Below are 13955 nucleotides of genomic sequence, written 5' to 3' on the forward strand. Positions count from 1 at the left end.
ACCATATGAGACTGCCGGCTTGGTCGAAGTCGTTCGGGGTGCAGGTGACGATCGCGCTGATCGCCGGTGTCGTCCTCGGACTCGTCGCCCGTTCGTGGGGTCCTGTGAGCGAGACGCAGGACAACTGGCTGGGGACGACGCTCGAGACCATCGGGTCCTCGTACGTCACTCTGCTCAAGGCGGCTGTCGTGCCGCTCATCATCACCGCGATCATCGCGAGCATCGGCAACCTGCGCAAGGTGACGAACGCCGCGAAGCTCGCCGTGTCGACGCTGCTGTGGTTCGCGCTCACCGCGCTCATCGCCGTGATCATCGGTCTCATCATCGGCGTCGTCATGCAGCCCGGCGCGCACGCGGATGCCGCGTCCCTGCAGGGCGGGGCTCCGTCGAGCGAAGGCAGCTGGATCGGCTTCCTCACCGGGCTCATCCCGGTGAACTTCCTCGGCCTCGAGGTCGCCACGGCTCCCGATGACACGGGCGCGCTGGCCTCGGAGGTCAACTTCAACGTCCTCCAGCTCATCATCGTCTCCGGTGCGCTCGGCATCGCCGCGGTCAAGGTGGGCAAGGCCGCCGAGCCGTTCCTCGAATTCGCCGAGGCGGCCCTCGCCGTCGTCCAGAAGGTCGTCTGGTGGATCGTGCGGATCGCCCCGATCGGCACGCTCGGCCTCATCGGCAACGCCGTGAACTCGTACGGCTGGTCGACGATGGGATCGCTGCTGTGGTTCGTCGTCGCCGTCTACATCGGGCTCGCGATCGTCTTCTTCGTCGTCTACCCGCTGCTCGCCCGCGTCAATGGACTCTCCGTGCGCCAGTACTTCTCGGGTGTGTGGCCGGCGACGCAGATGGGATTCGTCTCCCGCTCCTCGATCGGGACGATGCCGGTGACGCAGAAGGTCGCGACCGACAACTTCGGCGTCCCGCAGGGCTACGCGGCCTTCGCCGTGCCGTTCGGGTCGACGACGAAGATGGACGGCTGCGCGGCCATCTACCCGGCGATCGCCGCGGTGTTCGTCGCTCAGTTCTTCGGGATCGAGCTCGGACCCATCCAGTACCTGCTCATCATCTTCGTCTCCGTCATCGGGTCGGCTGCGACCGCCGGGACGACGGGTGCCACGGTCATGCTCACCCTCACGCTGTCGACGATCGGCCTGCCGCTCGAGGGTGTGGGCCTGCTGCTCGCGATCGAACCGATCGTCGACATGGGCCGCACCGCGCTCAATGTCTCCGGTCAGGCGCTCATCCCGGCGATCGTCGCGAAGCGCCACGGTATCCTCGACGTCGCCCGGTACGACGCGAAGCGCATCGACGGCTACGTGCCGGTGAGCGAGGACGTCGCTGACGGTGGGCGTGCGGACGGTGTCTCGGATGCGGACGGCACCACGGGTGCGACTGGTTCCACGATCGCTGGCCCGACGGTCGCTGGCCCGGCTGCCGAAGGCTCGAACGGCGTCGGCGATGCGCCGAAGTCCGTCGCCGACTCCGGAGCTGCTGCCGAGTCGCGGGCGGAGAGCTCACGCGTCTGAATGCGGGATATCATCCGACCATGACTGAGAATCGGCGGCCGGGCGGGGTGAGCATCATGCTCATGCCCCCGGCCGCCGGTCTGTCTGCGGACACAGTGCTCGATGCCGCCGAGCTCGACGATCTCACCAGGCTGCTCGACGACCTCGTCTCCGGGGGAGCAGCGCTGGGATGGATCGAACCGCCCAGCCGTGAGGAGGTCAGTGCGCTCCTTGAGGACTTGGCCATCGCGACGGCAGAGAATGATGCGCGGGTCGCGCTCGCGCGGTCACAGGGCGCCGTGGTCGGATTCGCGTACTGGACCCGCTACACCAGGCCCACTCTTCGGCGACATGTCGACGTCGAGAAGGTCGCAGTCGGCGCGGCCGTGCAGCGCGCAGGAATCGGGCGATCGCTCATGACGGCGCTCATCAGTGAGGCCCGCGACCTCGGCGTCGAAGTGATGACGCTCGACCTGCGAGGTGACAATGACGCAGCCATACGGCTCTACGAGTCGCTCGGTTTTGTCCGCTACGGTCTCCTCGAAGGTTTCGTCGCCGTCGGCGATGAACGCTACGACACCCACTTCTACGCCCTCGACCTGCGAGGCGAGACCGGCACGGAATGAGCGATCAGCGTGTCGCGGTGAAGGGATTCGCGCGTCGACTGCGCAGAACCGCCAGATATCGGCTACATTGGGACATGTTCCACTTCGCGGGTGTAGTTCATCGGTAGAATGAGACCTTCCCAAGGTCTAGAGGCGGGTTCGACTCCCGTCACCCGCTCTCATCGTCCGGGCCCTTGTTAGCCTTGTGTCTTCCAGGGTCGCAGTGTCGGCCGCGTGCTCTTCGTCAGATTCTCTGAAATCCTCGCTGTCCCCCGGCGGTCCCCGCGCGACTCACGCTCTCTCCGCAGTCCCTGACTCGCTGCACGAATCGCATCTGCGCCACCTCGGAGGCGATTGTGCGCCGCGCCCGTGGTGATTATGAATGCGATATCGCCCTGAACCTGGCGCAGAGTCTCAGGCGCCGCCATCAACCAGGCGCAGAATGCCCAGTGGCCGCCCTGAACTTGCCGCGAAATCTCAGGCGCCGCCTTGAACTTGGCGCGGAATCTCAGACCCGCCATGAACTGGGCGCAGAATGCCAGTGGCCGCCCTGAACCCGGCGCGGAACCACGTGGTGCTGCCAATCGTGACCGTGCAGCTTATTTCCTCGCGCGGTCCGGCCGTGCCGGTGCGTCCTCGTGGCGACCCTGAGCCGCCCCGCAGAGTATGCGCCACTTCGGCGGCGATTGTGCGCCACTCCCACGGTGAAAACGAAGGCAATATCGCCCTGAACTTGGCGCAGAACCTCAGAGACCGCCCTGAACCGGGCGCATAATGCTAGCGGCCGCGCTGAACCCGGCGCGAAATCTCGGGCGCCGCGCTGAACCTGGCGCGGAACCACGCGGTGTTGCCAATCGTGACCGTGCAGCTTCTTTCTTCGCGCGGTCCGGTCGTCCCGGTGCGTCCTCGTGGCGAATCTGAGCCGCCCCGCAGAGTGTGCGCCACCTCCGGGGCGATTGTGCGCCGCGCCCATGGTGATTATGAGCGCGATACCGCCCTGAACCTGGCGCAGAATCCCGGTGGCCGCGCTGAACCTGGCGCAGAATGTCCAGAGTCCGTCCTGAACCGGGCGCAGAATGCCAGTGGCCGCCCTCAACCCGGCGCGAAACACGATTCTGCACGCGCAAGCGCGGTGCTGGGACACCGTGATGCTGGGATTCAGCGCCGTGGTACCGGATGTGGGACTCGAACCCACACGTCTTTCGACAACGCATTTTGAGTGCGCCGCGTCTACCGATTCCGCCAATCCGGCTCGTCGCGAACACCGTTCCCGACATCGACAACTCTACGGCAGGGCGCGCGGCATCGCCCAATCGCCTGGCCCGATGGGTGGCTGTCCTCACAGGAGAAACGACTGATGCGCAGGCATGCCTGGTCTAGACTGGTGCCGTGCTTTCCAACAGCGAACAACCCACCGCAGATGAATCCGTGCCCGTCCGCCGCGTCGTCGTGGCCGAAGACGAGGCCGTGATCCGTCTCGACATCGTCGAAATGCTCCGCGAGGTCGGCTACGACGTCGTCGGTGAAGCCGCGGACGGCGAATCCGCGATCCGGCTGGCCGAAGAGCTGCGCCCCGACCTCGTCGTCATGGACATCAAGATGCCGATCCTCGACGGCATCGCCGCGGCCGAGCGCATCGCCAAGGCCCGCATCGCCCCCGTCGTCCTCCTCACCGCGTTCTCGCAGAAGGAACTCGTCGAGCGCGCCCGCGACGCCGGTGCGATGGCCTACGTCGTCAAGCCCTTCACCTCGGCCGACCTCATCCCGGCCCTCGAGATCGCGCTGTCGCGCCACGCAGAGATCAGCTCGCTCGAATCCGAGATCTCCGACCTCACCGAGCGCTTCGAGACCCGCAAGCTCGTCGAGCGCGCGAAGAGCCTCCTCCAGACCTCGATGGGTCTGAGCGAGCCCGAGGCCTTCCGCTGGATCCAGAAGACCTCGATGGACCGCCGTCTGACGATGCGCGAAGTCGCCGAAACCGTCCTCAAGCAGATCGGCGCGAAGAAGGACTGACACCGTCCCCGGGGCCGCCGCTGAGCGGCGCCGTCCCGGATTCACACTGAGACGACTCGGCCCCGGACGCGGAGAGAACCGCGACCGGGGCCGTCGTGCGTGCGGAGGCGATCAACGCGCCGAGGCGGTCGACCGCCTCGGCGCATCACGATGACGGTGCCCACCCGGCGAGCGCTGCCACCCGGTGAGCGCTGCTCACCCGACCGCCGGGCGAGCTACTGCGCCTTCGAGGCGAGGATCATGTTCGTGATCCGCACGATCGAGAGCAGCCGGCCCTCCTCATCGGTCATCCTCACCTCGTGGGACATGAGCGTGCGGCCGCGGTGGAGCACCTCGGCGCGCCCGGTGACGAGCTCGCCGCGCATCGCCCGCAGATGGGTCGCGTTGAGATCGACGCCGACGACGTTCTTCCCGCCGCTGGTGAGGAACGCATGCATCGACGCGAGCGACTCCGCGAGGACGACGTGACCGCCGCCGTGGAAGAGGCCCATCGGCTGCGTGTTGCCCGCGACCGGGACCGTCGCGCTCATCCAGTCGAAGCTGATGCCGGTGAACGCGATGCCCATCCGGTTGGCCAGGCCGCCGCCGGCGCCCTGGGCATTGAGCTGGTCGAGCATGACCCGCGCCTCGTCCTCGGTCGTCTCTGCTGTCAGCGATACGTGCGGAACCACCATTGATCTCCTTCTCATGTCCGTGATGAACGCTAGGCTAAGGCATGTGAGTCACGCTAACGAATCCCTCCTGCTCATCGATGGTCACTCGCTGGCCTACCGCGCCTTCCACGCCCTCCCGGCGGAGAACTTCTCCACGAGCACCGGCCAGACGACGAACGCGATCTTCGGGTTCATCTCGATGCTCATCAACGTCCTCCGCGACGAATCGCCGAGCCACGTCGCCGTCGCCTTCGACCTCGGCCGGGAGACGTTCCGCCTCGAGGAGTATCCGGAGTACAAGGCGGGGCGGGCGAAGACCCCGCCGGAGTTCCACCCGCAGATCGACCTCATCAAGGACATTGTCACGGCCATGGGCATCCGGGTTGTGACGAAGGAGGGCTTCGAAGCCGACGACGCGCTTGCGACAATGGCGAAGATGGGCACCGAGGCCGGTGCCGCGGTCGAGGTGATGACCGGGGACAAGGACTCGTTCCAGCTCTCGACCGACACCGTGACGATCCTCTATCCCAAGCGCGGGGTCAGCGACCTCGTGCGGATGACGCCCGAGGCGATCGAGGAGAAGTACGGGGTCACCCCCGCCAACTACCGGGGCCTGGCCGCGCTCGTCGGGGAGAAGGCCGACAACCTGCCCGGCGTGCCCGGAGTCGGGGACAAGACCGCTGCGAAATGGCTCACAGCCCACGGCGACCTGCCCGGTGTGCTCGAGCACGCCGACGAGATCGGCGGCAAGGTGGGGGAGAAGCTGCGCGACCACATCCCCGAGGTCGAACGCAACTACCGCCTCAATCGGCTCCTCGACGACCTCGACCTCGGCCTCGACTTCGCCGACCTGAAATGGGGCGAGGGCGACCCGGCCGAGCTCAGCAGCCTCTTCGACCAGCTCGAGTTCCAGGCCCTCGGCAAGCGCCTCGCGGCGATCTTCGGCGACGCCGCGACCCCGGAGGCGGGGGAGTCCGCACCCGCCCGAGAGGTCGAGGTCGCGACGGTCGATGTGCCCGCCCTCCTCGACTCCATCGCCGAGGCGGATGTCCTCGCCCTCGACACCGACGGAACGTACGAACTCGGGCACGGCGATGTGCGGTTCCTCGCGGTCTCCGCGCAGCCGGGGACCGCCTCGGTGGTCGACCTGGGAGAGGCGAGCGACGCCGACCTCAGCGCCCTGGAAGCCGCCCTGCGGAAGGCCGCGCTCATCTTCCACTCCTCGAAGGTGCAGATCAAGGCCCTGCGTTCGGTGGGCATCGACCTCACCGACGTCGCCGGGGACACAGCCCTGGCCGCGTACCTCCTCGTGCCCGATCAGCGCAGCTACGAGCTGCGCGACATCGCCGCCGAGCGCGCCGGCATCGACCTCGCCCCCGCCGAGGCGAAGGACGGTCAGCTCGCCCTCGACCTCGACACCGACGCGACCGCGCGCACCCACGGCGCCAACGCCGCGGCCCTGCTCGAGGTCCACGAGATCCTCGCGACGGCCATCGACGAGGCGAACATGACCCAGGTCTACCGCGACATCGAGCTGCCGCTCGTGCCCGTCCTCGCGGGCATGGAGCTCGCCGGCATCGCCATCGACGAGAAGGGGCTGGCCGAACTCGTCGAGGACTTCACAAAGCAGGCGCAGGCCAGTGCCGAACTCGCGTACGAGGCGATCGGCCACGAGGTCAACCTCGGCTCCCCGAAGCAGCTCCAGACGGTGCTCTTCGACGAACTCGACATGCCGAAGACGAAGCGGACGAAGACGGGGTACACGACCGACGCGGACGCGCTGGCCGAGCTCTTCGTCAAGACCGAGCACCCGTTCCTCCAGCATCTGCTCGCCCACCGCGACGCGACGAAGCTCAAGCAGACCGTCGTCGGCCTCGGCAAGACCGTCGCCGAGGACGGGCGCATCCACACGACGTATCAGCAGACGGTCGCTGCGACCGGGCGCCTGTCCTCGCTCGACCCGAACCTGCAGAACATCCCCGTGCGCACGGAATCGGGTCGACGCATCCGGGAGGTCTTCGTCGCCGACCCGAACGTGCCGGGCGGGCTGCTCCTCACCGCCGACTACTCGCAGATCGAGATGCGGATCATGGCCCATCTGTCCGGGGACGCCGCGCTCATCCAGGCGTTCAAGGACGGCGAGGACCTCCACTCCTACGTCGGCTCGAAGGTCTTCTCCGTCGGCATCGACGAGGTCGATTCCACGATGCGCTCGAAGGTCAAGGCGATGTCGTACGGCCTCGTCTACGGACTCTCCGCATTCGGACTGTCGAAGCAGCTGGCGATCGGCGTCGACGAGGCCCGCGGTCTCATGGACCAGTACTTCGAGCGCTTCGGCGCCGTCAAGGACTACCTCGACGAGATCGTCGAACAGGCCAGGGACAACGGCTTCACCGAGACGATCATGGGCCGCCGGCGCTATCTGCCGGCACTCCACAGCGACCGCCGTCAGCTGCGCGAGATGGCCGAGCGCGCGGCGCTCAACGCCCCGATCCAGGGCTCGGCGGCCGACATCATGAAGATCGCCATGCTCAAGGTCGCCGACCGCCTCGAGGGCTTCCGGTCCCGGATGCTGCTGCAGGTCCACGACGAGATCATCGTCGACCTCCACCCCGAGGAGGCCGACGAGGTCACGGCCATCGTCACCGAGGAGATGGGCTCGGCGTTCGAACTCGACGTCCCGCTCGACGTCAACGTCGGCACCGGCGTCTCCTGGCACGCCGCCGCCCACTGAGGGCGTCTGCGGCGCTCGATCAAGCCGGAGTGCGGATGGTGGCTCGTGCACGACCCGCCATCCGCGCTAACGCATGATCGAGGGGAAGCTGCCGCGTGCACGAGGGGAAATCGCGTCGTGGGCGGGCCGATTCTCGCGCGCACGTGTGATCGACAGAAGAGCGCGACGAGGCGGCCCGGCGTGAACGCGAGGATCCTGCGTGAGCGCGGGATTCCGGTCCGGCGGACCCGACTACACTGCTGGCATGGATGAGCGATTGGTTGAGAATTTCGCCGAGGCTGCTCGCTGGGTCGAGGCGCTCGTCGGCCGCATCGACCCGCGCGCCTGGGACGGACCCGGCCTGGGCGACTGGAGTCTTCGTGCCCTCGTCGGTCACACGAGCAGGTCACTGCTCACCGTTGAGGCCTACCTGGCCGCTCCCGCCGACGAGGTGGCGCTTGAGAGCCCAGAGGCCTACTTCGCCTTCGTCGCCACGCAGACGAGCACTGATCCGGGTGCCGTGTTCGAGCGGGGCGTTGCCGCCGGTGAGGCCCTCGGCAGCGACCTCGGGCGTGCGCTGAGCGAGATCGCCGACCGGGTCATCCCGCTCGTTCAGTCGGCTGAGGACCGCGTCATGACGACTGCCGCCGGCCCCATGCTGCTCAGTGCCTATCTGCCGACGCGGACGTTCGAACTCACCGTGCACGGTCTCGACATCGCCGCAGCTGCCGGAATCACCGCTTCGGCGCCGCGAGGTCCCTTGGTCGAATCGCTCGGTATCGCAGCCCGACTGGCTGTCCACGGAGGCGACGGAGAACGCGTGCTCCTGGCGCTGACGGGCAGAACCGCGCTCGGAGACCGGTTCTCCGTCCTCGACTGACGAGGTCCTCAACCGAGGTTCGCGGCCGCCCCGCTCTCGAACTCGCGGCAACGAGGAAATCGCGTTGGCGCGCTCTCGATCAAGCCGGAGCGCGGATAGCGGCCCGTGCACGGCCCGCCATCCGCGCTAACGCTTGAATGAGGGGAAGCTACGCCGAGACGGCGGTGCGCCGAGGCGGCCGTGCGAGGCACGGGTCAGGCGTCCGGCAGGGTTCAGACCTCGGGCAGGGGTCAGGCCTCGGGAAGGGTCGTCGAGAAGATCACGGTGCCGGGCATGAGGGCACCGCGCAGGGGCGACCAGCCGCCCCACGCCGTCTCGTTGGAGTCGGGCCACTCGGGTTCGGTGACCGCGTCGATCCGGAAGCCGGCGGCCACGAGGAGGCTCACCCAGTCGCCCATCGTCCGGTGGTGCTCGGCGTAGACGGGCTGACCGTCGGCGGCGATCTCGACGTACGGGGTCCGGTCGAAGTACGAGTACTCGACGGTCAGCCCGTTCTCTCCGGGCACGTCGGGGAACATCCAGCGCATCGGATGCGTCGTCGAGAACACCCACTTCCCGCCGGGTCGGACGACGCGGGCCACCTCGGCGAGGACCACCTCGGCGTCCTTGACGAAGGGGAGGGCCCCGTAGGCGGAGAACGCGATGTCGAAGCTGTTCGACGCGAACGGCAGCTGGCGGGCATCGGCGCGGACGAAGGTCGGGGGAGTGGCGTCGGCGCTCAGCGGATTCTCCCGCTGCAGGCGCGAGGCCTGTTCGAGCATGCCCGCGGAGACGTCGATGCCGGTGGCGATCGCCCCCTCTTCGGCGAGCCAGCGGGAGCACTGGCCGGCCCCGCACCCGACTTCGAGGATCTGGCGGCGGGCGACGTCACCGAGGAGATGGACGTCGGATTCGTGAATTCCCTCGGGACACCAGATGAAATCGGAGGCGCCGAGGAAGCTGCCGTGCTCGGCGAGGTAGTCCTCGGCGGAGTTGTCCCAATAGCTGCGATTGGCGCGCACTGACGCCTCTTCGTCGATGGGCAGGTACCCGCCGCTGATGACCTCTGTCGAATAGCTTCCGTCGCTCATGAGTCCTCCGCGGTCGAACGGGCAGATCACCTCGGATTCCGAGGGTGCATTCACGCCCTGAATGATGCTAGTATTGACAACCGTATGTGCGTATGCATACAAGTCCATAATCGTAATCGAGACCGGATGCGATTCCCCACACGCTGTGTCACAGCAGATCAAGGGTATCGGATCCGGGACACAATTCCATCGGAGTCCCTACCTATATGACCACCACCACGCCGGAATCGGTGCAGCCGAAGCAGGTCGCTGTCAATGACATCGGAACCGCTGAGGACTTCCTCGCCGCCGTCGACGAGACGATCAAGTACTTCAACGATGGCGACATCGTCGAAGGCACCGTCGTCAAGGTCGATCGCGACGAGGTCCTCGTCGACATCGGATACAAGACGGAAGGCGTCGTCCTTTCGCGTGAACTCTCCATCAAGCACGATGTCGATCCCGGCGAAGTCGTCGAGGTCGGGGACCCCATCGAGGCACTCGTTCTCCAGAAGGAGGACAAAGAGGGCCGTCTCATGCTGTCGAAGAAGCGTGCGCAGTACGAGCGCGCCTGGGGCGACATCGAGAAGATCAAGGAAGAGGACGGCGTCGTCACCGGCACCGTCATCGAGGTCGTCAAGGGCGGCCTGATCGTCGACATCGGCCTCCGCGGCTTCCTCCCCGCCTCGCTCGTCGAGATGCGTCGCGTCCGCGACCTCGCCCCTTACATCGGGCAGCAGGTCGAGGCGAAGATCATCGAACTCGACAAGAACCGCAACAACGTCGTCCTCTCGCGCCGCGCCTGGCTCGAGCAGACCCAGTCCGAGGTTCGCCACGACTTCCTCCAGACCCTCCAGAAGGGTCAGGTCCGTCCGGGCGTCGTCTCCTCGATCGTCAACTTCGGTGCCTTCGTCGACCTCGGTGGTGTCGACGGACTCGTGCACGTCTCGGAGCTGTCCTGGAAGCACATCGATCACCCGGGTGAGGTCGTCACCGTCGGTGACGAGGTCACCGTCGAGGTCCTCGACGTCGACATGGACCGTGAGCGCGTCTCGCTCTCGCTCAAGGCGACGCAGGAAGATCCGTGGCAGCACTTCGCCCGGACCCACGTCATCGGCCAGATCGTGCCGGGCAAGGTCACCAAGCTCGTTCCGTTCGGTGCGTTCGTGCGCGTCGAAGACGGCATCGAGGGCCTCGTCCACATCTCCGAGCTCGCCGTGCGCCACGTCGACCTCCCGGAGCAGGTCGTCTCCGTCGACGAGACGATCTACGTCAAGGTCATCGACATCGACCTCGAGCGCCGCCGCATTTCGCTCTCGCTCAAGCAGGCGAACGAAGGCGTCGACCCCGAGGCCGAAGAGTTCCTCGACCCCGCGCTCTACGGCATGCCGCAGGAGTACGACGAGGACGGCAACTACAAGTACCCCGAAGGCTTCGACCCCGAGACCAACGAATGGATCGAGGGCTTCGAGGCACAGCGCGAGATCTGGGAGCAGCAGTACGCCGCCGCCCAGTCCCGCTGGGAAGAGCACAAGAAGCAGGTCGCGAAGGCGATTGCCGCAGACGCCGAGGCCGGCGCCGCGGAATCGGGCTCCGACGCCGCTCCTGCCACCGGGTCCTTCTCCTCCGAGGAGTCGGGCGACGAAGGCACGCTCGCCAGCGACGAAGCACTCGCAGCCCTGCGTGAGAAGCTTGCAGGCAGCTGATATCAGCGCAGTGAAGGGCTCCCGGCCGACAGGCCGGGAGCCCTTTGCATATGCGCGACTGCGACCATGGGCGTGGTACGCCCTCGCCCTCACCCTCGGCAGCATCACCGTCTTCGGCGGGGTCGCCGCCGACCCGGGCGGCACCGTGTCGGCCGGCAACGACGACTCCTCGCTGTTCATCTGGTGGCTCGGCCACGGCGCCGAGGTGCTCGCCGGCCTCCTCGGCTTCGGCGGGGGGCTCGCCGGCACCGGCGACGGCTTCCTCTACACCGAGGCGATGAATGCGCTGGCCGGCGGCGTCAACGGCGCCTGGAACACCTCGCTGACCGGCATCGCCATCCTCCTCGCCCCGCTGACGTGGGTGGCCGGGCCGATCATCGCCTACAACGTCCTCATCCTCAGCCTCCCGGTGCTCAATTCGCTGGCCTGCGCGATCCTCTTCCGCCGGTTCCTGGGCCGCGGACCCGCGTTCGCTGCCGCGGCCGGCGTCGGCTTCTCCTCCTACGTCATCGCGCAGCTCTCAGGCCACCCGAACCTCGCGTTCGCCGTGACCCCGCCGCTCGTCGCCGCCCTCGTTCTCGCGCTTCTGTCCGGTCCGCGCACCGGCCGGCCCGCCGGGCGCCGCTTCTGGCTGCCGAGCATCGGCCTCGGCGTCGTCCTCGGATTCCAGTTCTACGTCTCCACCGAGGTGCTCGCCGGGACCTTCCTCGCGTTCCTCTGCTTCCTGGCCGCCCTCATCGTCGGCGGTCGGTCCCTGCTGTCGCGGGCCGGCTGGCTGCGGCTGGGAACCGGCGGCCTCGTCGGCGCCGGCATCGCCCTGCTCGCGGCCCTGCCGCTGCTGATGACGATGGCCGGGCCCAACGCGCCGTCGGGGGCGATCCGGCCGCACGGCGTGTGGAACACCGACCTCCTCGACCCCATCGTGCCGGGCCTGCCGACGCTCTTCGGCACCGGGGAGTCGCCGCTGCCGCGCGTCATGGACCTCGACGGCGCGGAGATCGGCGCGTACGTCGGCGTCCCCGCGCTCGTGGCCGCGGCCATCATCGTCCTCACCCTCGGACGGCGGGGGAGATGGGTCGTGCCGGTGCGCGTCGCCGCCGTCACCGGCACCCTCGTCTTCCTCCTCTCCCTCGGGTCGCCCGTGCTCTTCGCCGGTCAGCCCCTCCTCGGCGCGGGTCCCTTCGCCCTCGTCGAGGCGATCCCGGTCCTCAACAACATCCTGCCGATGCGCCTCGTCCTCCACTCGACGATCGCGCTCTGGGCGGTCCTCGGCTGCGGACTGCAGTGGGCGCTCGACCGCCGCAGCACCCGGGCGGGCATCGGCATGCTCGCCCTCCTCGCCGTGTCCGCCGTCGTCGTCATGCCCGGCGCCCAGCCGACCCGTGAGGTCTACGTCCCGGACTTCTACAGCGGATCCATCGCCGAGGTGATCCCGGAGGGATCCGTCGTCAAGACCCTCCCGCGCCCCTTGGCGTGGGCCGAACCGCACGCCGACGAGGCGATGGTGTGGCAGTCGGTCGCCGATTTCCGCTACCGGGAGACCGGCGGGTACTTCATCGGGTCGAGCCCGAGCTCGCCGATCATCTATTCGGCCCCCGAGGACGACCTCGATGCCGCGCTGCGGGCGACGATCTTCAACGGCGCCCCGGTGCCGGCGGCCTCGGATCCGGCCGTCACCGCCGGGGTCGAGGGTCTGCGCGCCGACGGCGTCGACTTCGTCGTCCTCGCGCCCGAGGCCCCGCTGACCCCGGGCGGAACCGGCGAGCTCGAAGGCCTCCTCGACGCCGCGCTCGGTGAGCCCGTGTTCTCCGGCGAAGGCGTCGTCGTCTACCGGGTGGGCCCGTGAGGCGTTTCGCTAAGCTGGCCCCATGCTGAGAATCGGACTCACCGGGGGAATCGGCGCGGGCAAGTCGACGGTGGCGGACCTCCTCGCCGCCCACGGCGCGGAGATCATCGACGCCGACGCCATCGCCCGGGAGGTCGTCGCCCCCGGGGAACCGCTCCTCGACGTCCTCGCCGGCGAGTTCGGGCCCGCGATCCTCGCCGCCGACGGCAGCCTCGACCGGGCCCGGCTGGCCGCCGTCGCCTTCGCCGACGCGGAGTCGACGAAGCGCCTCGGCGAGCTCATGCACCCGGTCATCCGGGACCGCACCGCCGCCCGCTTCGCCGCCTCCGACGCCGAGGTGGTCGTCCACGACGTGCCCCTCCTCGTCGAGAACCACATGGAGGTGGGCTACCACCTCACGCTGCTCGTCGACGTCCCCGCCGCGGTGCGCCTGGCCCGGCTCGTCGAGACCCGGGGGATGGACCGGGCCGATGCCGAGTCCCGCATCGCCCGGCAGACCACGGACGAGGCGCGCCGCGCCGCATGCGACGTCCTCATCGACAACACGGGAACGATCGCCGAGACCGCAGCGGTCGTCGACGCGCTGTGGACGCAGCGACTCGAGCCGTTCGCGGAGAACCTCGCCGCCGGACGGCCGGCCGCCCGTGCCGAGGCGAGCCGCCGGCGGCACGCTGTCGGCGCGGATGAGCATCGGGCCGGCGACGCGGACCGACTCGTGGCCAAGCTGCGTCACGGCACGGGGGAGGCCCACCCGATCTCCGCGCGTGAGACGCCGCCCGGTGCCCCGCTCTCCCTCGTCCTCGACGCCGGGGACGGCCCGACCGCCGAGGCGCTCTCCCCGCAGCTGACCGCGCTCGGATTCCCGCCGGCTGAATCCGCGGGCGACATCGGCCGGCGGGCGAGTGCCGACCCCGGCCAGCCCGCGGATCTCCTCGTCGAGGCAACGGAGTGACCGCGCCCTGCCAGGCGGGCGCCCACCGCCCGACGC

At 68.4% G+C, this 13955-nt stretch carries 10 protein-coding genes and 2 tRNA genes; 9 read left to right on the plus strand and 3 right to left on the minus strand.

All coding sequences use genetic code 11. From position 1 onward, the window contains the following. Window positions 1-5: 5 nt before the first annotated feature. The 3 genes from FFS20_RS00560 (at window position 6) to FFS20_RS00570 (ending at window position 2285) form a co-directional block, all read left to right on the plus strand. Window positions 6-1523 (plus strand): dicarboxylate/amino acid:cation symporter, encoded by a 1518-nt coding sequence (locus FFS20_RS00560; RefSeq protein ID WP_171006928.1) that lies wholly within the window; start codon window positions 6-8, stop codon window positions 1521-1523. A gap of 20 nt (window positions 1524-1543) precedes the next feature. Continuing rightward, window positions 1544-2128, plus strand: a complete 585-nt coding sequence (locus FFS20_RS00565) for a GNAT family N-acetyltransferase (RefSeq protein ID WP_212743266.1) — start codon at window positions 1544-1546, stop codon at window positions 2126-2128. Between the two features lie 86 nt (window positions 2129-2214). Then, window positions 2215-2285 (plus strand) — tRNA-Gly (locus FFS20_RS00570). A gap of 989 nt (window positions 2286-3274) precedes the next feature. Here FFS20_RS00570 and FFS20_RS00575 read toward each other — a convergent pair. Further along, window positions 3275-3359: transfer RNA gene (locus FFS20_RS00575), tRNA-Leu, on the minus strand. A 137-nt stretch (window positions 3360-3496) separates the two neighbouring features. Between FFS20_RS00575 and FFS20_RS00580 the strand changes: the two genes are divergently transcribed. Then, the gene (locus FFS20_RS00580; protein ID WP_232623608.1) at window positions 3497-4120 is read left to right on the plus strand and encodes a response regulator; all 624 of its coding nucleotides are present in this window, start codon (window positions 3497-3499) and stop codon (window positions 4118-4120) included. 215 nt (window positions 4121-4335) lie between these two features. On the opposite strand, the gene FFS20_RS00585 is transcribed toward FFS20_RS00580, so the two are convergent. Beyond that, entirely contained in the window at window positions 4336-4794 is a 459-nt protein-coding gene (locus tag FFS20_RS00585; RefSeq protein ID WP_137823992.1) for a hotdog fold thioesterase, read from the minus strand. A 43-nt stretch (window positions 4795-4837) separates the two neighbouring features. On the opposite strand from FFS20_RS00585, the gene polA reads away from it, so the two are divergent. Together polA and FFS20_RS00595 are read left to right on the plus strand one after the other, a co-directional pair. After that, a complete protein-coding gene (gene polA / locus FFS20_RS00590) occupies window positions 4838-7507 on the plus strand; it encodes a DNA polymerase I (protein WP_137823993.1) in 2670 nt (889 codons plus the stop codon). Between the two features lie 244 nt (window positions 7508-7751). Beyond that, window positions 7752-8366 (plus strand): maleylpyruvate isomerase N-terminal domain-containing protein, encoded by a 615-nt coding sequence (locus FFS20_RS00595; RefSeq protein WP_137823994.1) that lies wholly within the window; start codon window positions 7752-7754, stop codon window positions 8364-8366. 230 nt (window positions 8367-8596) lie between these two features. On the opposite strand, the gene FFS20_RS00600 is transcribed toward FFS20_RS00595, so the two are convergent. Then, entirely contained in the window at window positions 8597-9436 is an 840-nt protein-coding gene (locus FFS20_RS00600; RefSeq protein WP_137824113.1) for a class I SAM-dependent methyltransferase, read from the minus strand. Between the two features lie 206 nt (window positions 9437-9642). Here FFS20_RS00600 and rpsA point away from each other — a divergent pair, with 206 nt between their 5' ends. Genes rpsA through coaE form a run of 3 tightly spaced genes read left to right on the plus strand, consistent with a single transcriptional unit; the run spans window position 9643 to window position 13919 of the window. Further along, entirely contained in the window at window positions 9643-11121 is a 1479-nt protein-coding gene (gene rpsA / locus FFS20_RS00605) for a 30S ribosomal protein S1 (protein ID WP_137823995.1), read from the plus strand. Beyond that, entirely contained in the window at window positions 11108-12967 is a 1860-nt protein-coding gene (locus FFS20_RS00610; RefSeq protein WP_137823996.1) for a hypothetical protein, read from the plus strand. Before rpsA ends, FFS20_RS00610 begins: the two co-directional genes overlap by 14 nt. A 22-nt stretch (window positions 12968-12989) precedes the next feature. Beyond that, on the plus strand, window positions 12990-13919 hold the full coding sequence (coaE, locus tag FFS20_RS00615; protein WP_137823997.1) for a dephospho-CoA kinase: 930 nt from the start codon (window positions 12990-12992) through the stop codon (window positions 13917-13919). Window positions 13920-13955 lie beyond the last annotated feature (36 nt).

This window comes from Brevibacterium sp. 2SA, assembly GCF_005502845.1.
GTDB lineage: Bacteria > Actinomycetota > Actinomycetes > Actinomycetales > Brevibacteriaceae > Brevibacterium.